At 48.2% G+C, this 22,438-nt stretch carries 4 protein-coding genes; all 4 read left to right on the top strand.

The annotated features are described in order from the left end of the window. The first annotated feature begins 90 nt into the window (after nt 1-90). The 4 genes from AAC147_RS17180 (at nt 91) to AAC147_RS17165 (ending at nt 22,436) form a co-directional block, all read left to right on the top strand. Entirely contained in the window at nt 91-1,323 is a 1,233-nt protein-coding gene (locus tag AAC147_RS17180) for an SDR family oxidoreductase (RefSeq protein WP_047678442.1), read from the top strand. Nucleotides 1,324-1,375: 52 nt separating this feature from the next. Then, complete coding sequence (locus tag AAC147_RS17175; protein ID WP_047678439.1) at nt 1,376-2,173, top strand: amidohydrolase; 798 nt, start codon at nt 1,376-1,378, stop codon at nt 2,171-2,173. Nucleotides 2,174-2,329: 156 nt separating this feature from the next. Then, nucleotides 2,330-15,475 carry a non-ribosomal peptide synthetase gene (locus AAC147_RS17170; RefSeq protein ID WP_072032476.1) on the top strand — a complete coding sequence of 4,382 codons (13,146 nt, stop codon included), beginning with the start codon at nt 2,330-2,332 and terminating at the stop codon, nt 15,473-15,475. Between the two features lie 13 nt (nt 15,476-15,488). Further along, complete coding sequence (locus AAC147_RS17165) at nt 15,489-22,436, top strand: non-ribosomal peptide synthetase (RefSeq protein WP_072032475.1); 6,948 nt, start codon at nt 15,489-15,491, stop codon at nt 22,434-22,436. The last annotated feature ends 2 nt before the right edge of the window (nt 22,437-22,438 follow it).

Genomic DNA, 22,438 nt, shown 5'->3' with positions numbered 1-22,438 from the left:
GGCAGCCAGTAAAGCTGCTACCTGAGTAATAGATAAAGGTATGAAAAAACAGCAAGTAACACATTTAATCATTAGGTGTAGGGGATAAACATGCTCAACCATACCAAAAAAGAGACCAAACACATCTTAATTACCGGCGCAACAGGTGTCATGGGGGGCAGGGTCTTACTTGAAATACTGACTACAACTGATGCCAGTGTATATTGCCTGATAAGAGCTGAAAATAATTCACAGGCACTGGCGCGTTTGGAAGATTTTTTGTTCACCTACGATCAGGAAAAACGGATCCGAGACCAACTCCACCGTGTTATTCCTGTATTGGGTGATATTACGAAAACAGATCTTGGGCTGACAGCAGAGCTTTACTCAGCGTTAATCGGCAAAATTGACAGAGTCATTCATTGTGCTGCCTGGACCAGTTTAGTGGCATCTTATGGCCGGCTTGCACCTGTTAATGTGTCGGGAACACAAAATATCATTGAATTCTGTCTACAGGGCAATATACCGATGCTTTATACCTCCAGCTTTAGCGTAGTGGGAGAACATCTATATCGTGACGGTTTCGTTTTGCATGAAACAGATCTTGATGTGGGGCAGAGATTTGATGATATGGATTATGAACGTACCAAATTTGAATCGGAACAAGCTATCCATCGTGCGGGGGAAAAAGGCCTTAAGTGGGTCATTGTGCGTCCGGGCAATATTTGGGGCGATAGTACCGATGGCAGCTACCCATTGCGGCAAACTAAAGTCAAAGGCATTTATTATGAAATGATCAGGGCATTGGTGGAGACGGGGCTCACGTTCAATTCACAGGAAGATTTTGATATTTCTCCAGTGGATTATGTCGCGAAAGCATCATTGTATGCCATTTTAGATATCGAAAAATTTAATGGAAAAACCCTCCATCTGACGGCTCCCGACCCGATCACTTTCAACGATATTGTTTTCTTTCTGAGGGAATTCGGTTATCGCATCCAGACCGTTGACAACGATGACTACATGGAAGCGTTGGCACAAAACTGTTTGTATCTCAATGGGAAACCTTACCGTTCAGTTTTTACTGACATATTGGCACTCGCTCATAATGGCATAGAAATGAACGAAAAAGCCAAGTATGCCACAGAGATGACAATGGATTTACTCAATGGCAGCGGCATTCAATGCCCACCATCAGATAAGACACTGCTTTTCCGTTATTTCAACTACTTAATTGCTTCCGACTTCATTCCACCTCCTCAACGGCAGGGAGAAAAGGGCGAAATCCGCAAAATGTCAGCACAGAGTGGTTATCTGGAACACCTGTTTGATGCTGACCTGTAATGAATGTTGATAAAAAATAAATAACAAAACATATATTGAAACGGAGTTTGCAATGATTGCTCAGAATCTCAAAGTAACAATGATTCAAACCGATTTGGTTTGGGAAAATGCAACAAAAAACCGGGAATATATTGAACACCACATCGCACAAGTGACTGATAGTGATCTGATCATTTTGCCGGAGATGTTCACGACAGGGTTCAGTATGAAGCCACAAGCCATTGCTGAAACGATGGATGGCCCCAGTATTCAGTGGATGAAAAAGCAGGCAGCCGCGAAGGGGTGTGCGATTGTTGGCAGCATGATTATTACTGAAAACCAGCATTTCTATAACCGTCTGTTGTGGGTTAATGCAGACGGCTCCATCGTCCACTATGACAAAAAACACCTCTTCTCTTTCGCTCAGGAAGATCATGAATACACCGCAGGTAATGCCCCGCTGATTGTGGATTTCAAAGGTTGGAAAATAGCCACTTTTATTTGTTATGACCTGCGCTTCCCGATTTGGTCACGCAATATCAATGGCCACTACGATGCAGCACTTTATATCGCTAGCTGGCCTGCCAAACGCTCCCTGCACTGGTGCACTCTGTTGCAGGCACGTGCAATTGAAAACCAGAGCTATGTCATCGGGGTCAATCGTGTGGGGCAGGATGGCAATCAACTCGACTATGCAGGTGATTCCATGTTGATCGATCCGTTGGGTGAAATCTTACTGCACGAGCGGGATAACGAGGCAGTAAACACCATGACCATCTCTCTTGCTCATGTACGGGATGTCAGAGAACGCTTCCCTTTCCTGAAAGATGCGGATCCTTTTGTTTTAAAAGAGAGCATTTTGAGGGAGTAACGCTCCAAATTTAGATTTTGCAGGAAATCGCAGAAATAAGTGTTGAAAGAATGGATTTGGGGAATATGCCTTTTCTGGCATGACGCCCAGGGCTGTTTTGTCACGTATCAAAGCTGTTTTGTCATGTAATCGTGTTTTATTGAAGGAAGATGGCTAATGGTGATTTCAACCAAATTTGAGCAAATCGTTGTACGTTTCCCGGAAAATATTGCGGTGACACAGGGAAACGAAAGCTTGACCTATCGTACCTTGTCAGAGCGCGTTACTGGACTTAGTCATATGTTACATCATCAGGCTGAAAGTCAGTACGTCATGACGTTGATGGAAGAGAGTATTTCTCTGATAACGGCAGCATTAGCCATCATGAAAGCCGGCAAAGTGTTTGTTCCATTATCCCCTAAATTACCGGAGCAACGCCTTGCCACATTACTGGCACAATTCCGTGGTGCGACTATTATCACTTGCCGTCAATGGTTGCCCCTGCTGGAGCATCTGTCAGAAGATTATTCGCTGGTGCTGGCTGATGAAGTGCAGGAAATTCATTCAATTCCTTCGTTATTTGCGGGAGAGACAGAGAGTTCACTGTCTGCCGGTAACACTGCCAGCACACATAACAACAGTGGCATCCGTCATAACAAACCAGCATACGTCTACTTTACATCGGGTTCTACTGGGCAACCTAAAGCCATATTAGGGCGCGAAGACAGCTTATTGCATTTTATCCGTTGGGAAAGCCGTGAACTGAATCTGACGCCCGCTGACAAAGTCAGCCAATTGATAAACCAGATGTTCGATCCCTTCCTGCGTGATATGTTGTTACCTTTGCTCAACGGGGCAACATTGTGTATTCCTCCTGCCCACGATATCCGTTATTCGCCGCAGGAACTGTTGAGTTGGATACGCGAACAGCGGATCAGTATTACCCACCTTATTCCCTCTTTATTTCAGGTTTTGCTGGAGTGTCCACAATCCAGTGATGACCTGCAATCTTTGAGGTATGCCGTTCTGTCGGGTGAAATGCTGAAAGGATCACTGGTAGAGCTGTTTTACCAGCGTCAGTTGCGACAAACCCAATTAATCAACCTGTATGGAACAACAGAAACCACACTGGCGAGAGTCTACTATCGTGTCACAGAGAAAGATGTTCAACGTGCGTTGATCCCTGCCGGTAAACCGATAGACGATACCACTATTGTCGTTGTTGATGAGCAGGGTGAAACAGTTCCGGTTGGTGCCGAAGGGGAAGTGTGGATCAGCACTCCCTTTATGAGTGCGGGTTACTTGTCAGCCGAGTCTGAAAATAACTTACGTTTTATCACACCGGAAAAAGGGAAACTGGCTGGTCAGCCGGTTTACCGGACGGGTGATCTGGGACGTATTGATGAGCAGGGAGATCTGATCCTGCTTGGCCGTAATGATTTTCAGATCAAAATCAATGGTCAGCGCCTTGAAACGGCAGAGATAGAGAGTCTGCTTGAACAACATCCTGCGGTACAACAAGCGATTGTACAGGCGTTTGAACAGTCACAGAAACCGTCACATAGTGTGCGGCTGGTGGCATTTATCCGTCTGGCACCGGAAATGACAGTAACAGCAGAAACATTAGATGCCTATCTGGCCCCCAATCTGGCAGCCGCTATGCGCCCTGCTGATTATCAGTTCTTGTCACTGTTCCCGCTGTTATCCAATGGCAAAATTGACCGCAAGGCACTGCAAGCACCGGCTGTCCGCCAGACATATCAAAACCGGCAGGATATTGTTATCCCACAGGGGGAACGGGAAATAAAACTGGCCGCTATCTGGCAATCGCTGTTGCATATCAAACAAATCGGACGTGACGATAGTTTTTTTGCACTGGGAGGAGATTCTCTACAGGCAATTCGCATGATTGCACAAGTGCGGGAAAAAATGGGACTGAGTTTGCGTTTTGGTGAACTGTTCCAGCAACCCACGCTTGCCCAGTGTGCAGCGATATTGCGTGTTGATGAGCTGTCAGAAGGGATAGCGGAGGAGATAACGGTAACCCCGCATACTGCCAGCTATGAACAGCAGGGTATTTACCTGATCCAACAAACTGCTTCTTCCAGCCCAATTTACAACATGGCCTACGTTGCCCAGTGGCAGGGAGCACTGGATCATCAGCGGTTACAACAATCCCTTGACGCTTTGATTGCCCGTTATGACGTATTGAGAACCCGTTTTCTGATACAAGAAGGGGATATTATTGCGCAGGTAGCAGAGCATCTCTCTGCCAGACCGGTGACTGCAAAGATCATCTGGCAGGATCTGAGCCAGTATGGCCCACAGGCTCAAGCGCAGGCAGAAAACATTATCAGTCAATTTGCGACCTTGCCATTTGAATTAATCGATCCACCATTGCTACGTATGGCAGGGCTGACACTCCGGCCACATAGTCATCTGATTGTACTGGCTTTCCACCACTTAATTGTGGATGACGAATCAGTGAAACGGCTGTGGGATGAGTTGCTGGAAAATTACAGCCTGCTGCAAGCAGGGAAAACACTTGAGATCCGGCACGCTGGTTATGGTCAACGGGAACATGCACGCCTCCAGTATCAACGGATCAATGGGGCTTCGGGCATAGCCGCCCGTCAATACTGGCAGCGTCAGTTGGCCGGAACACTCCCCCTGATCCAACTACCTTATGACTTTCCGACACCTGCCATACGCAGTTATCAGGGAGGGCGTTTGCCATTCAGCCTGCCCACTGCATTCCATGAACAGATTGATACATTAGCCTATCAGTATGGCGTCACTCCTTATCTGATCTTACAAGCCGGATTTATTGCATTTCTGGCGCGCTATTCACGTCAGAGTGACATTCTGTTGGGAACCCCCGTTTCCAACCGTCACTACAGTGAGGAGCAACAGCCGGTTGGTCTTTTATTCAACGTATTGGTGATGCGTAATCAGGTTGATATCCACCAATCATTCGAACAACTGTTGGCCCAAGTTAAATCCACCTTTATTGATGCCGTTGCGCATCAGGATATGCCGTTTAGCCAATTACTCCCTCTGCTAAAAGACAATTTATTACAAAACAATGGGGAAGATAATCATCAACCGGGGCTTTCCCCACTGTTCCAGACTCTGTTTACCTACCAGAATATACCGCTCACGGGTAAACGCATGGGGGCTGTTCAGCTTTCTCCATTACGCCAGTGGGATATGCAAATCGCCAAATATGAGCTGACACTGGAGATGTGGCGTGAAGAAGGGGAATTACAGGGGATATTTGAATATGCCAGTGATCGTTTTCTGCCAGAGACGATTTCCCGTATGGTGGAAAACTTCTGCCATTTTCTGCCGCAGTTGTTCGAGCAACCGAAACAGGCTATCGGTCGGGTTTCTCTGCTCAGTCCTGCACAGCAACAACAACTGGCTGAGTGGAACCGGACTGAACACCCATTCAGCGATAATGTCGGCATTCATCAGCTTATCGAACGTCAGGTGCAGCGTGTACCAGAAGCCATTGCGGTTGAATTCGGTCAGCAATCGCTGACTTATGCTGAATTGGATCAGCGTGCCAACCAACTGGCTTATTTTCTGATCCAGCAAGGGGTAGGGCCAGAAGTTTGTGTCGGATTAAGTGTCGAACGCTCACTGGAACTGGTGATCTGTTTTCTCGCTATCCTGAAAGCGGGTGGAGTTTATGTACCGATTGATCCTGATTATCCGCTGGATCGTAGTCGTTATGTCATTGAAGATGCTGGCTTGCATCTGCTGGTGACACAAGATCAATTTATGGCACGTTATCAGGATTGTAACCTTCCTTTATTCTCCCTTGAAACCTTGATGCCTCAACTGTCGGCATTCAGTGTGGAAAATCCACGGGTAGATGTCCGGGCAGAAAATACGGCCTATATCATCTATACCTCAGGCTCCAGCGGCAGACCGAAAGGTGTACCCATCCGACACCGCAGTGTGTGCAATCTGGCAGAAACAGAAGTTGAATTTCTGGCTGTACCACCGAACAGCCGGGTCCTCCAGTTCGCCTCTTTCAGTTTTGATACTTCCATCTGGGAAATTCTGATGGCGTTCTGTACTGGCAGCACATTATTAATGGCTCCCCGTCTTGCCATCATGCCTGGCCCGGATTTGCTGGAACAGCTTATTACGCGACGTGTTACTCATGTCACATTGCCTGCTTCGGCGCTGGCCGCACTGCCTGAAGCTGAGTTACCTGATTTACAGGTACTGTTAGTCGCCGGGGAAGCCTGTGGTGTGGATCTGCTGCATAAATGGGGCAAAAACCGCCGCTTTATTAACTCCTATGGCCCGACAGAAGCAACAGTAGGTACAACCAATGCTGAGTTGACGCTGGACGATGACAGTGTTCACATTGGCCGCCCGATCCCCAATTCACAGGTCTGGATCTTAGATGAGTATGGCGCACCATTACCGATTGGCGTTGCGGGTGAACTTTGTATTGGCGGTGTTGGGGTCGCTACAGGCTATCTGCACCGACCAGAACTGACTGAACGCAGTTTTATTCCTGATCCGTTCAGCTCCCTGCCTGATGCCCGCCTTTATCGTACCGGCGATCTGGCTCGTTATCGGGCAGACGGCAACATTGACTATCTGGGACGAATTGACCAACAAATAAAAATCCGGGGTTATCGTGTAGAGCTGGGAGAAATCGAAAGCGCTTTGCGTCAGCATCCCGCTATTTCTGATGCGGTGGCGATGGTGCGGGAAGATTACCTGAATGCCAGCGCTATCGTTGCCTATATACTTACCCAACCTGATACCGCACTTGATCAATCACAGATTGAATCACATCTGGGGGGATCTTTGCCGGAATTTATGCGCCCTTCCTGCTACGTCTTCCTGCACGAATTCCCCCGATTGCCGAATAATAAAGTGGACAGAAAACGCTTCCCCACACCGATGCGGCAGACGGGAGAAGCCATCGCTGAACCAGCCCGGAATGAAACAGAACAGGCGATTATCCAGGTCTGGCAGACTTTATTGGGGCATCAGGCGATTGGCCGTAATACCTCATTTTTTGCTGCGGGTGGACACTCTCTCTTAGCGGCCAAAATGGTAGCAATACTTGCCAGCCAATTCCGGCTGCATTTCAAAGTCAGCGATGTTTTTATCTGCCGAACGCCAATGCGGTTGGCAGAGAGAGTGGATTCAACGGCCAGTGCAGGTTCATTAAATCTGTCTGTGATCCACGATGCACCATTGAGCTTTGCTCAACAACGGATGTGGTTCCTTGACCAACTGTATCCTGATAGCTGTCGTTACCACATCACCAGTATCAAAACCTTTGCCAGTATAAAAACACTTGTCGGCAAGGAGAATGATGGCAATGTAGTTGAAAATAACGTGGAGGTTGAACGGATACAGAAAAGCGTAAACTTGCTGTTCCGTCGTTATCCATCACTCAATCTGCGTCTGCGGATGGAGGGAACCACGCCCCGGCAATATTACAGTGAGCAGTCACCGGACTGTCCGCATGAAATTATTGAAGTACAGAATGAACAGGAGTGGCAGCAGCAGTTACAGCAGCGAGCCGCCGGTATGATGCAGACACCGTTCCAGCTAATTGGACAACCATTATATCGCCTGTTACTGGTGACCGATGCATGGCAGGGAAGTGCCCTGATTGTCTGTCTGCATCATATTCTGGTGGATGAACAGGCACTGGCACAGCTTGATGATGAATTGCTGTCGCTATACCAGTCAGAAGCGAATGGTCTTCCAGAAGAAAATAATCTGTCAGAAGAGGGCATCCAGCAGGCACCTGTGTCTGATTACCTGCAATTCGCTGCATGGGAACGCAGCCCTGAAGCGCAACAAGTCTGGCATAGCCAATTAGCGTATTGGCATCAGGTATATCAGCAATTACCGCCAGTGGTGACATTACCTCAGCAACATCATGCACCTGTTGAAGAATCGAAAGCAGCTTACCATCGCCTGCCGCTGTCCATTGAGCAGACCAAAGCATTGCGCTGGTTGGCACAGCAGCAGGATACGACACTGTTTACCCTGTTATTGGCGGCTTTCCAGATCTTGTTACAGCGTTACAGCAGTGAAGGTGACACAACAGGAGATATCGTTATTGGTATACCTGTTTCTCTGCGTGACAGGCCGGAACTGCAATCGGTTATCGGGCTTCTGCTGAATACCTTAGCGGTACGTCAGAATGTCGATATCAGCCGTCCGTTTACTGAATTTCTGTTTGATAGTGCTCAGACACTCAATCAGGCAATGGCTAACAAAGACGTTCCGTTTGAACAAGTGGTGGATGCTGTTCTGCCAGCAGAAAAACGTTCGCTTTCTCCTCTGTTCCGGATCATGTTTGTGTTTAATGCGCACCAGCAACAGCTCAATGAACAACTTCGTACTGATGCTCGTAATTACGTTATAGACAGTCAGCCAATAGACAATCCAGAAGCCAAATTCGATTTAACCCTGTTTGTACAGGAAACAGCGGATAGCCTGCTATTGTCGGTTGAATATCGTGAAGCGTGTTTTGCACCCGAAATTGTGGCGCAATTAGTGACACATTATGCCTGTTTGTTGGATAGCCTGTGTCGTGCGCCAGACCAGCCTGTCTATCAGTTGGCAATGTTGTCACCACAGGAACGACAGCAGCAGTTAAGCGATCTCAATGCCACAGTACAGCCCCTGTTGCACCCGGTGGTGCATCAATGGTTCGAACAGCAGGTGTGCAGAACACCCCAAGCGATTGCCCTGTGTGAGCAGTATGAAGCAGGGTTAGCATTGAGTTATGACCAGCTTAACCAACACGCTAATCGGCTGGCGAATGATTTACTGACACAGGGGATTGGTAAGGGTTCACAGATTGGGATCTGCCTGCCACGTTCAGCCATGCTTGTCGTAGCGATTCTGGCGGTATTGAAAACCGGTGCTGCATATGTACCAATTGATAGTACCTATCCGGCAGAACGTGCCCGTTTTATGCTGGAAGATGCACAAGTGGCACAGGTGATTACGACTCACGAACAAGCCACCAGATTAGCGTTGCCATCGCATCATATTGTACGGTTGACGCCGGAGCCGTTTACCTTAGAACCAGTTACCTCAGAGCCAGTTACCTCAAAACCAGTAACAGACAATCAGGCTGCTATTCCCAATCCTGATATTGCGATTTCACCGGAACAGCCTGCTTATATTCTCTATACCTCTGGTTCTACCGGCAGGCCAAAAGGGGTCATCATTCCACATCGGGGATTGGGGAACTATCTGCAACATGCCTGTAAACATTATGGTGATCTGACTAAACGGGGAAATACTCTTCATGCCTCTATTTCCTTTGATGCGACGATTACCAGCCTGTTCTTGCCGTTATTACAGGGGCAAACCTTGTTTATCCTGCCTGAAGAGGATGATATTCCGGCACTGGTGCAGGCATGGCAACAATTGCCGGATCTGGCAATGGCGAAAATCACGCCCGCTCACCTGGAGCTCTTAAGCCAGCAATTATTACCAGAACACGCAGGCCGGATACCGTTGCTAGTGATTGGCGGAGAAAGTCTTTCTGCCAGCGCATTGCGTTTCTGGCGGCAACATGCACCGCAGGTCAGAATTATCAATGAATACGGCCCGACGGAAGCCACCGTGGGCTGCTGTATTTACGACATACTGGCCGGAGACGTAAAAGGGGATGGTGTACTGCCAATTGGTCGTCCGATAGCCAATACCCGGCTGTATCTGTTGGATGAGTGTCAGCAACTGGTGCCGTTCGGTTCAGTTGGTGAACTGTACATTGGTGGGGCTGGAGTGGGTCTGGGCTATTTCAATCGTCTTGATCTGACTGAAAGCCGATTTATTACCGATCCTTTCTTTCCGTTATCACAGGAAAAACCGTTATCACAGGAAAAACTCTATCGGACAGGAGATTTGGCGCGTTACCTGCCGGACGGAAATTTACTGTTCCTCGGCCGCAAAGACCAGCAAATTAAACTGCACGGCTACCGGATTGAACTGGAAGAGGTAGAAGCTCAGCTTGCGGCTTGTCAGGGTGTTGCTCAGGCGGCAGCGGGTATGCGGGACATTTATGGACGCCAGCATCTGGTGGCCTATCTGGTGATGAACACATCTGCTGCGGCAGATCTGAAAAATGTGCGGCAGGAACTGAGTCAACGACTGCCGGTACATATGTGTCCTACCCAATGGATCTTGCAGGAAACATTACCACTCACAGCTAACGGCAAAATTGATCGTAAGGCGCTGGCACAAATCCCTTTAACTGAGCAACCCCGTCACACTGTGCGCCGGATGCCGGTGACGGCACTGGAAAAACAACTGACAGAAATCTGGCAACAAGTGTTGGATCAGGAAAATCTGGGGATTGATGATGATTTCTTTGTTCTGGGGGGAGATTCCATTCTCAGCCTGCAAATAGTGTTCAGAGTACGGGAGATCGGGCTGCGGATCACACCAAAAATGCTGTTTGATTATCCGACTATTGCGGGATTAGCCGCCGTGGTGACACAGGTAAATAACATTGATGGCAACGCTGAGAACAACACTCAACCCGTGCAGGGAGAATACGCTTTACTGCCAATTCAGCATTGGTTCTTTGCACACCATCATGCTAATCCGCACCACTATAACCAGTCTTATCTGTATGCACTGGAGGAAGGAACAGACATATCGCTTTTAGCGCAGGCACTGGCTCTGGTGGTCAATCAACATGATGGTTTGCGCTCTCGTTTCTCATTGGCAAATGGTTATAGGCCGGATTATGGGCAGATAGGAGAACCTGTTACAGAGTGGCAGATAGAACAATGTCAGATCACAGAAACCCCGGCAAGAGAAGCACTGGTGCAGGCCGTTGCTGAACATCAGGCACAATTGAATATTGAACATGGCCCGTTATTGACTGCGACCCATTTTATTACCGCAGAAGGAAATTATCTGTTGCTGGCAGTTCATCATCTGGTGATAGATGGCGTTTCATGGCGCATTTTTACGGAAGATTTAAGTTATTACTATCGAACATTACTGGCAGGGGAAAACCCACGTCTGATGGTAAAAAGTGCTTCTTTGATTGAGTGGTCATCCCACCTTGCAGATTATGCTCAATCTGAACAGTCACAGGACGAATATCATTTCTGGCAGCAAAAACTGAAGCAAACTGTAGCTCCGTTGCCCTGTGACTGGGGAGAAAAACCTTTCCCAGGTTTCGTTAAAGAGTCGGCTAAATATCGGCTAGCACTGGATCTGACGGTCACCACAAATCTGGTTCAGCACACCGGACACGCCTACCGTACCCATGTTGGTGATTTGTTACTGGCAGCGTTGGCAGCAACACTGCAACACTGGAGTGGTTCCGAATTACTGCATGTGGACATGGAAGGGCATGGACGGGAAAGCCTGCATGAAAATGTGGATGTCAGCCGGACAGTTGGCTGGTTTACGGTCATTTATCCTCTGTTGTTGTCACTACCTGCATCTTGTCCGCCGGATCAACTGCTCCAGTTGGTTAAAGAAGTGGTACGTCAGGTGCCTTATAGCGGAACAGGTTATGGTGCACTGCGCTATTCCCGCTACACCCAGACATCTACCAATAATCAACTGCCTGTTATCCCTGCGGCAGATATCTGCTTCAACTATCTCGGACAATTTACCCGTACCTTCCATCAGGCGCCATTACAGGGTGTTGCGGATATCGGGCTGGTGCATCGTCATGCGGCAGATAACTCAAGGTCATATGCACTGGAAGTAGATTGCTACATTGATGAGGGACAATTGCAGATAGAGTGGACGTATAACCACCAGTGTTATCAGCATGAAACCATTGATAAGTTGGCAATGGCGATGAAAGAGCAGATTATCCGGCTGACTGAACATTGTATGGCACAGACTCAGACCACTTACACGCCGTCTGATTTCCCGCTTGCCCGTTTGAATGCTGAAACACTGCGCCAATTGCAGCAACGGTATGGCGTGATGGAAGATATCTACCCGCTGACCTATACCCAAGAAGGAATGCTGTTCCACTCTATGGCCGGACAAGGCAGCGGGCTGTATCACGAACAGTTGTGTTTTACTTTATTGTATAAGAGCCCGTTTGATGGCGTGGATATTACCCGTCTACAGCAGGCATGGCAGCAGGCGGTGGCTTACTATCCTATCCTGCGCAGCCATTTTGAAATGAGCCTTGCTGGTGAGCCATTGCAAATCGTGATGCCTCAGCAGGAACTGGATTGGCGGCAACATGATCTGCGGCTGCATAACCCGGCTGATGCAGAACAGTATCGCCAAAACTTGCTGGCGGCAGATCTGGCGGAAGAGTTTATACCGGAACATGGTGCGTTATTCCGTATTACCGTGCTGCAACTCCCAGATGAGCAGATACAACTTTTGTTCAGCCATCATCATGCCATTCTTGATGGATGGTCAGTCAGGCTATTATTAACAACGGTTGAATCCTTCTATTATCGTCCGGCTGATACCTTGCCCCCTGCACCGGCATTTAAATCCTTTATTCGCTGGCAACAGCAGAGCCGTAAAGCGTGTCAGGATTATTGGCAGGCGCAATTAGCTGATGTCGGGGCAGCGACACCGCTGCCTGCGGCTCATCCGATCAGGACAGCCAGTCAGTTGAAACAGCGATATTCATTTCATCTGTCTACAGAACTTTCTGGTCAGTTGGCAGAAACCGGACGTCGTCACCGTTTAACCATCAGTACCCTGATTCAGGGGGCATGGGCATTACTGTTACAACGTTACAGCCAGCAGGACGAATGTCTGTTTGGCATGACAGTATCCGGCCGACAGGCAGAATTAGCCGGTATCGATAAAATGGTGGGACTGTTAATCAGTACACTGCCTATTCATATCACCAGCCATATGAATCAACCCGTTGCCGATTGGCTGAGCGCCATTCAACAGCAACAGCGGGAACACGAAAAATTCAGTGATATCTCGCTGGCGGATCTGAAATCCACTTGTGGTCTGCCAGCATTTGATACCTTGCTGGTGTTTGAAAATTATCCGCAATCCGGCGCACGGGAAAACCTGTTTAAATTTACACAGGCCACGGAAAGCACAAATTACCCATTAGTATTGGTCACGGCTTTCTCTGACAGCTTACATGGCGAGTTGGTCTATGACACGGGCCTGTATGATGCAACTACTGTGGCCCGTCTGGCAGAGCACTTTATCCGCATTCTGACCCAGTTAATGAATAATATGACGGGCGTGTTGACAGACGTTGCATTGCTGGATGATCAGGAAAAACGGCAATTGCTGACCCAATGGCAGGGGCCAGTATTGCCGGTTTTTGCGGGCAATGTGTATAGCCTGTTTGCCCGTCAGGTACAACGTTCTTCCCAACAAATCGCTGTAATAGATGGACAGCGGCAGGTCAGTTATGCGGAATTGGAGCAGCAGGTTGAACAGATCAGCCTCCGCCTGCATCACAATCAGATTCATGCGGGTGACAGAGTTGCGCTCTATTTGCCACGCAGTCTGGATTATATCGCTGCCATGCTGGCGGTCAGCAGAATGGGGGCTTGTTATGTGCCAATTGATATCTCTTACCCCACAGAGCGGGTCACTTATTTATTGTCTGACAGCCAAAGTTGTCTGGTGTTGACCCATCAGGCGTTGGCTGCATCTCTTATGCCTGAAATTGCTGTACTGGCACTGGATCAGGAACCAGAGTCTGTTCCGACATATTCTTTATCGCAACAATCGTTACCCCCCGTGGCTGATGATGAAAATGCACTGGTCTATCTGATTTACACCTCCGGCTCTACAGGAATGCCGAAAGGCGTCATGATTGAACATCGCAGTCTGATTAACTACCTGACCGATACCTGCTGGCGTTATCAGGTCACTGAGAATACCCAAAGCCTGTTCCATTCATCCGTCAGTTTTGATGCCACATTAACCAGTCTCTATCTGCCGCTGTTGCATGGTGGCACCATTACCGTGATACAAGATGATGCGGATATTGCTTCAATGGCGGAGATATTACGGCAACCATTACCAGCGTATTCATTACCACAAAAACAGGGTGGTCATCTGTTGAAAATCACGCCGGCCCATCTTGGTATTTTGGGGGAATATCTGGATGCTGCCGCAAAATCCCGTGTTCATTCATTGGTAATAGGGGGAGATGCGCTGAGTTGTGAAACCGTACAGGAATGGCTGACTGATGTAGCCGATATTGGCGTGTTCAACGAATATGGCCCCACAGAGACGGTTGTCGGGTGTTGTGTTCATCGTGCAGATAAACATCAGGATTTACAGGGCACGATGCCGATTGGTCTGCCAATCGCTAATACTCGCCTGTTTGTACTGAATGACGATTTGTCTCCAACCCCATTCGGCATGGCAGGAGAGTTGTATATCGGTGGTTTGGGTGTGGCAAGAGGTTATTGGAATCGCCCTGAATTAACCGCAGAAAAATTCATCACGATATCAATTCCACAAGAAGGCATGTCACAAGAAGGCATTTCACAAGAGGAAATAGCACAAGAAAAAGTGCGGATTTATCGCACCGGAGATCGCGTCTGCGCCTTGCCGGATGGTGAATTGCTCTATCTTGGTCGTTGTGACCGACAAATCAAACTGCGGGGCTATCGTATTGAACCGGGAGAAATTGAAGCCCAACTGATGCAGCATCCCTATGTGCAGCAAAGTGCTGTGCTTTCCTATTCCGGGCTTGCTAATAGCGATAAACAGGGCGAGATACGGCTGATAGCTTGTGTATCCCTTAAATCAGCAGCGAAAGCCAATGTGATATCTCCAGAGTCACTTTTAGAACAAATGTCAGGACAACTGCTTGATTTTCTCAGCAGACAATTACCCGCACATATGCTGCCGGGCACCATTGTTCTGTTGGATGAGATGCCTCAAACCACGAATGGCAAGATTGATTATCAGGCTTTGTTGGCGCGTTTGCCGGAATATTTATCTGAGTGGCAGCAGAAAGAATTACAGCAGAAAAAACAGGAGGGCCGCGTTTTACATATCCCGCAAACACCGCTGGAAAGCCGTCTCAGGGATATCTGGAGTGAGGTACTGCAACAACAACAGATAGGATGTGACCAGAATTTCTTTGCTTTGGGAGGGCACTCATTGCACGCCTTACGCATTGCTGCCCGTATTGAACAGCAATTGGCAGTCAGGATCTCTCTGGCTGAACTTTTGCAGTGCCAGACAATTAAACAGCTTGCTCATTTACTGGAGTCTCGTATGACCGGGGGAGATAGTGTTCGTCACAACACGAGCTCTCATAACACAGGCCCTCAAAACACCATAAAACGTGTCGTACGGGAACGGAAATAAAGAAACGATAACAATGAAATATGCCCGACACTTGCAAAGTGAAGGGTATTTTGCCGGAGGTTTTATGCAGGAAAATACATTTCAATTTAAGGCATCCCTAGCGCAAAAACGTTTGTGGTTGCATGAACAACTCGAACAACAATCGGCTATTTATCACATCACCACTGCGCTGGTGCTTGAGGGAAAATTGGATATACCGGCACTTCAGCAGGCTATCAGCGACATGGTGGACAGGCACGAATCTTTCCGTACAGATTTTGTTTATCAAGATGGCACGCTTTATCAGCGTTGTCATGAATCGGTTTCTTTACCGCTGGTGACGGTTGATTTGTCTATGCTGAGTGAAGAACAGCAAAAACAACGTTTACAGCGGGACAGCCAGCGGCCATTTAATTTACAACAGGCGCCTCTGCTGCGTTTTACCCTGTATCGTTGTGGAGATGAACACGGAGAAGATCGCCATTATCTGGTGATGGTATTACACCATATTATTTCTGATGGCTGGTCTGCCGGTATTATCAGTCGTGAACTGACCGCGTGTTATAACGCTCGTCGGCAGGGCAATGTTCCTGAATTGCCATCGTTACCTATTCAGTACATTGATTACTCGGAATGGCAGCACCAACAGCATGAAAATACTGAATTTGAGACATCGCTGGCATGGTGGAAAGAAAAACTGTCCGGTGTTGAACCCATCGCTCTGCCTTTTGATTACCCACGCCCTAATCGTTTGAGTCTGCGTGGTAAAACGCATTGCTTCACTTTATCCCCTGAATTGACTAAGGCCTTGTCACAACAGGCGCAGCAACAGAATAAGACGCTATTCTCTACCCTGTTAAGTGCGTTTTACCTGTTACTTTATCGTTATAGCGGCCAGACGGATCTGGTTGTGGGTTCTCCGGTCTCAGGACGTGGACAACTGGAACTGGAAGGCGTTGTCGGTTTCTTTGTGAATACATTGGCTTACCGTATTGAACTGGAACCCCATGCCACGTTTGCCGAATTGCAGCAGCAGGTTTTTGATACGGTCCTTGACGGCCTGTCGCATCAACAGGTGAGTTTTGAACAACTGGTGGAAGCGATCAATCCCAAACGCGACCTGAGCTACTCTCCGTTATTTCAGGTGATGTTCGCTTTCGATGGTTCTGACTCTGCCGGATGGCAGTTTGATGGAATGAAAGCGACGCCATTCACATTATTGGGGGAGCACGCCAAATTCGATTTGACCTTATCCATGGAAAAAGTGTCATTGGCCGATGGCGCAGAACAATTGCGGGGAGCATTGGAATACAGCAGTGATTTGTTTAGTGAAGCGACTATCAGACAGTTTGAGGCGAATTTCCACTTCCTGTTGCAGGAAATCGCCCAGAATGCCCAAACCGCGCTGACGGATTACCAGTGTATCAATGAGGCTGAAAAACATTGGCTTGTGCATGAATGGCCGCGCCAACTGAGTCAGCATCCGGTGACACAGACCCTGCATCAGGCGTTTGAACAACAGGTCTTGCGTCGTCCGCAGGCGATTGCCCTGAGTACTGATCATGGACGGATGCTGACTTATAACCAGCTTAATCAGCGTGCCAACCAACTGGCACACTACATTCTGCAAATCCGGCGACAAATAGAAACAACCACAGTGCTTACACCGCGGGTTGGGCTTTGCCTGGAGCGTGATGAGGAGATGCTGGTGGCTATTCTGGCTGTACTGAAAGCCGGACTAGCCTATTTGCCGATTGATGGCAGCCACGCGCCGGAACGGGTGCGTTTCTACGTTGAAGATGCCAATGTTCAGTTGGTGATTGGTATCCCCCAATATCGAACCCTGTTTGACCACGAAAAAGTGGATTATCTCTGCATCGACACAGAAAAAACCTTTATTCAGACCATGTCTCTGGCTAACCCTGATATACCTTGTCAGCCGGATGCACTGGCTTATGTCATTTATACCTCAGGCTCCACCGGTGTACCGAAAGGGGTGGAAATACCCCATGCCAATGTCATGCGGTTGTTCAGCGCCAGTGAACGCCATTTTACATTTACAGAAAATGATGTCTGGACACTCTTCCACTCCTGTGCTTTCGACTTTTCCGTATGGGAAATATGGGGCGCGCTATTGTACGGTGGTCGTTTGAGTATTGTGCCTTATTGGGTCAGCCGGACACCGGAGCATTTCTATCAATGGGTGCAACAAGAAAAAGTCACGGTGTTGAATCAGACACCGTCTGCTTTCCTGCTCTTTATTACGGCAGATGATCAATGGAGTGAAGCGCAAAAGAACGAAATGGATCCTTCGTTGTCACTGCGCTATGTGATTTTGGGCGGTGAAGCGCTGGAGCCGGCTAATTTACTGGGCTGGTTCAAAAAACACGGGGATGAACAGCCTGAAATCATCAACATGTACGGCATCACCGAAACTACGGTGCATGTGACTTACCGCAGAATTAGGCAGGCTGATGCCTTGCAAGGTGGCAAAAGCCCGATTGGTGAGGCGCTGGATGATCTGGAAATTTTCCTGCTGGATAAACAGGGTAAATTGTCCCTGTTGGGCGCAGTGGGAGAAATGTACATTGGTGGAGCGGGTGTAGCACGGGGCTATCTGAATCGTCCTGAACTCACCGCCCAACGTTTTATCGATAAACGGCAGATTTTCCCACAGGCGGAGGCCGGACAGCGGTTATACCGGAGTGGGGATTTGGCCCGTTTACGGCGCGATGGTTCTCTGGAATACCTCGGACGTGCCGACCATCAGGTGAAGATCCGCGGATTCCGTATTGAACTGGGCGAAATTGAAACTGCCCTGAAACGTATTGACGCCATAGAACAGGCTGTCGTGATGGCTCACCAATATGAAGGTAATCAGGCTTCTCATCTGGTGGCTTATATCGTACCGGCTTCTCACTCCAGTCCTATATCATCCGCTGAAACGTTATCAGTTGAAACATTATCAGTTGAAACAATAAGAACTGAGTTAAAACGTACACTGCCGGACTATATGTTGCCATCGGCCTTTATTTTCCTTGATGCCCTGCCATTGACCAATAATGGCAAGATTGATCGCAAGGCCCTCCCTGCACCACAGCAAGTACGGCCGCAGCTAGCCAGTGAATATCAGGAAGCACGCAGTGAAACCGAGGCAGCACTGCTGATGTTATGGCAGGAAACATTGCCAGTATCCCAGATTGGTATTCATGATAACTTTTTTGCCTTAGGGGGGGACTCTCTGCGGGGTGTGCAATTAACCGGTAAAGCACAGGATCGTGGCTGGCCCTTGACGCTGGTGGATCTGTTCCAGCACCAGACTATAGCAGAACTGGCCGCCCTGATTGATGAACGCGGGGCGAATGAACCGAATAAAGCGTATCAACAGCCGGCACAAAGCATTGCCCCGTTCAGTCAGATTTCAGAGAAAGATCGCCAGCGCTTAGAGGAAAAGCGGGAAAAAATCATTGATGCCTATCCGCTCAGCCGGATGCAGGCGGGTATGTTCTATCACATGAACATGTCTCCTGATGCCAATGTGTATCACTGTACCGGCACTTCCCATCTGCGTGTGAATGGACGATTTGATGAACAGGCATTCAGGGAAGCGACAGCCCAGACCGTGGCTGCTCACGATGTACTGCGCACTGCGTTTGATATGGAAAATTACAGCGAACCTCTTCAGTTAGTTTATCAGTTTGCTGAATTACCCATTGTTGTTGAAGACTTGCGTCATTTGTCAGAAAAAGAGCAGGATGAGCGGGCAAAAGCGTTACTGGAAGCGGAAAGGGTCAATCCATTTGATCTGCTGAATCCGACACTGTTGCGTTTCTTCATTCAATTACGTACGGATAACTCATTCCAGTTTACGATGACCGAATGTCACCCGGTCTTTGATGGCTGGAGTTATAACACCATGATCGTGGAAGTGTTCAATCGCTACGCCACGTTAACAGGACAAGCCAACTGGCAGGCACCGGATAAAAAATCGCTGGAATACCGTGATTTTATTGCACTGGAACAAGCCGCTATTGCTGATGAAAAACAAAAAGATTATTGGGCGCAGAAACTGGATGATTGCACTATCCTTGAATTGCCCCGTAAACAGCATACAGACGGGATTAATGATACCGCCGCATCTGCAACCAGTCCGAAATTGAAATCTTTTTCGCTGATACTGGACAGTACTGTTTATCAGGGATTGCGCCACCTGATGCAGCAACTGGGTGTGCCACTGAAAAGTATCCTGCTGACCGGACATATCAAAGTCATGAGTATTTTCAGCGGAGAGCATGACATCCTGACCGGGATCACTGCCAATGGTCGCCCGGAAGCTCAGGGCGGTGATCATCTGTATGGACTGTTCCTTAATATCCTGCCGTTCCGCCAGATTTTGACCCCCGTTTCCTGGCATGAACTGATCCGACAAGTCTTTGCCAACGAAATTGAAGCGATCCCTTATCGTCGTTACCCGCTAGCAGAAATTCAGCGTCAATTTGGTCAGCAACCGTTGTTGGATGAAGTCCTGTTTAACTACATTGATTTCCACATTTACGACCAGATGGTGCCGGAAGTAGGACTGGAAGTTGTGGACAGGCTGCATACTCAGGATGTTTATGAGGGCACTCACTTTACATTAGATGTCCATTTTCAGCATCTGACTCTCTCGTCTGCCTTGGCGAGTGATCAAATCTCTGTCCAGCTTGATTATGACGAAAATAAAATCAGCCGTGGATTAGCGGCGAACATGGCTGAATGCTATGCCGCTGTATTTGCTGCTATGGTGGCAGAACCGCAGGCATTGCACTGTGACAGCCACTTCCTGCCGATAATCCAACAACGGAAGATTGAAAGTTTCAATCAGGGAGCACCGGGCTATCAAGGGCAAGAAACACTGGCAGCGTTGTTTGCTGAACAGGCAGCCCGTACTCCTTCAGCCTGCGCAGTTGAATACGGAGAGCGGCAACTCAGTTATCTGGAACTGCATCAGCAATCTAACCAATTGGCTCATTTACTGGCACAAAAAGGGGTAAAACAGGGGCAGTATGTTGCTCTGTTATTGGGACGCAGTATTGAGTTAGTTATTTCGGTGCTGGCGCTGGTAAAACTCGGTGCGGTTTACCTGCCACTTAATACCGAAGATCCGGATATCCGTCTGATTGAGCAGATCGAAGATACACAATGTGATCTGCTGATTATTGACAGGCGGATAACAGACAGGTTGTTGCCTTCGATTGCATCTCATTTTCCTCCCATTTTGTGGCTGGATGAAGAGCAGTCCGCACTGGCTCAGATGCCGGTCACGGACCTGCCGGACAATCTTAGCTATCACGCGGAAAACCAAGCCAATATACCGGCCTATGTCATGTATACCTCAGGTTCTACCGGTAAACCTAAAGGGGTATTGATCGGGCAGAAAGGCATTATTCGTCTGGTCAAAGATGTCAATTATATTGACTTCCAGACCTTTGGTCGTTGTCTGCAATTGGCATCTGTCAGTTTTGATGCCTCAACATGGGAAATCTGGGGGCCGTTGCTGAATGGCGGCTCTATAGTGATCTACCCACAGGGTGCCATTTCTGTACTCCTGTTGGAAAAAATCATTAAGGAGTCGGGAGTAGAAAGTCTGTTCCTGACATCTTCGTTGTTTAATCTGATTGTTGATGAGCGGCCACAGACACTGCAAACAGTAAAACAGCTTATTTCCGGTGGGGAGGCAATGTCATCATGGCATGCAGCCCGTATTAAGGAACGCTACCCTGAACTGCTTCTGATCAACGGCTACGGTCCGACAGAAAATACGACTTTCACCACCAGCCATTGTTACCGTGGTACAGAAGGTAACAGTGTACCAATCGGCAAACCGAATGAAGGCAATCTGGTCTATGTTCTTGATACCTTCCATCAACCAGTCCCTATCGGCACCGCGGGTGAGTTGTACATTGGTGGTGATGGTCTGGCAATGACATATCTGAATCAGGAAAGCCTTTATCAAGACCTGTTTATTGAAAATCCATTCGATAAATCCCTTTCCGCGCGGTTATATAAAACCGGAGATCGTGGGCGTTATCTTCCTAATGGCGATATTGAATATCTGGGACGCATTGATAACCAGAACAAAATCAGAGGCTATCGGGTAGAGACCGGGGAAATTGAAGCTGTGTTGTGTAAACATCCTGATGTTGAACGTGCTGTTGTTCGTGTGATTGAGGAAAACCGGGGCAAACGGATCGCTGCTTATGTTGTTCTGAGTGCCGGACAAACACTGAATACGATGGAATTGCGCAGTTATCTGGCGGAAAGATTACCACGCTACATGATCCCGGCCTATTTCAGGGCACTGTCTTCTCTGCCACTGAATGCCAACGGCAAGATCGATATTGCGCGGCTGCCGCATCATGATGTCTCGAATCATGAGGCTTTGAATAATGGGGGAATTCCGTTTACTGCGACAACTACAACTATTGTCGCGACAACTATTGCCGCGACAACTATTGCTACTACAGATATTGCTACTACAGATATTGCTACTACAGATGCCACGGCTACAGAAGCAAACGCTGTTGCAACGGAGACTGTCGAAGAAGAAAGCACACAATGGGAATTATCATCCGATCCGACTGTACAGGCCATTCAGCAAGTCTGGGCTGAAGTACTGGATATGGAATACCCTGATTGTGATGAAAACTTTTTCGATCTGGGGGGAGATTCACTGCTACTGGCTCGTGTCCATCTGAAACTGCATGCGTTGGGTTATAACCGCCTGTCCATTATCGATTTGCTGAATTACTCCACTATTCACCAGCTTGCTCAGTATATTAACGGCAGGCGTGGACAGGATGATCACAGCGTATCGTCATCAGCCATGAACACAGGGCAGAAAAATAACGAGATGAGTCAGAGCAATATCGCTGGTGGCCGTCAACGTCTGGCTGAAATGCAGAAAAAAATGCAGCAGAAACAGCAACAGGCAAAGGAATAGCG

The sequence above is a fragment of the Xenorhabdus sp. NBAII XenSa04 genome, assembly GCF_963866145.1.
Taxonomy (GTDB): Bacteria; Pseudomonadota; Gammaproteobacteria; order Enterobacterales; family Enterobacteriaceae; genus Xenorhabdus; species Xenorhabdus indica.
The sequence above is the reverse complement of the archived record's forward strand: the minus strand, read 5'-3'. Positions and strand labels throughout refer to the sequence as shown.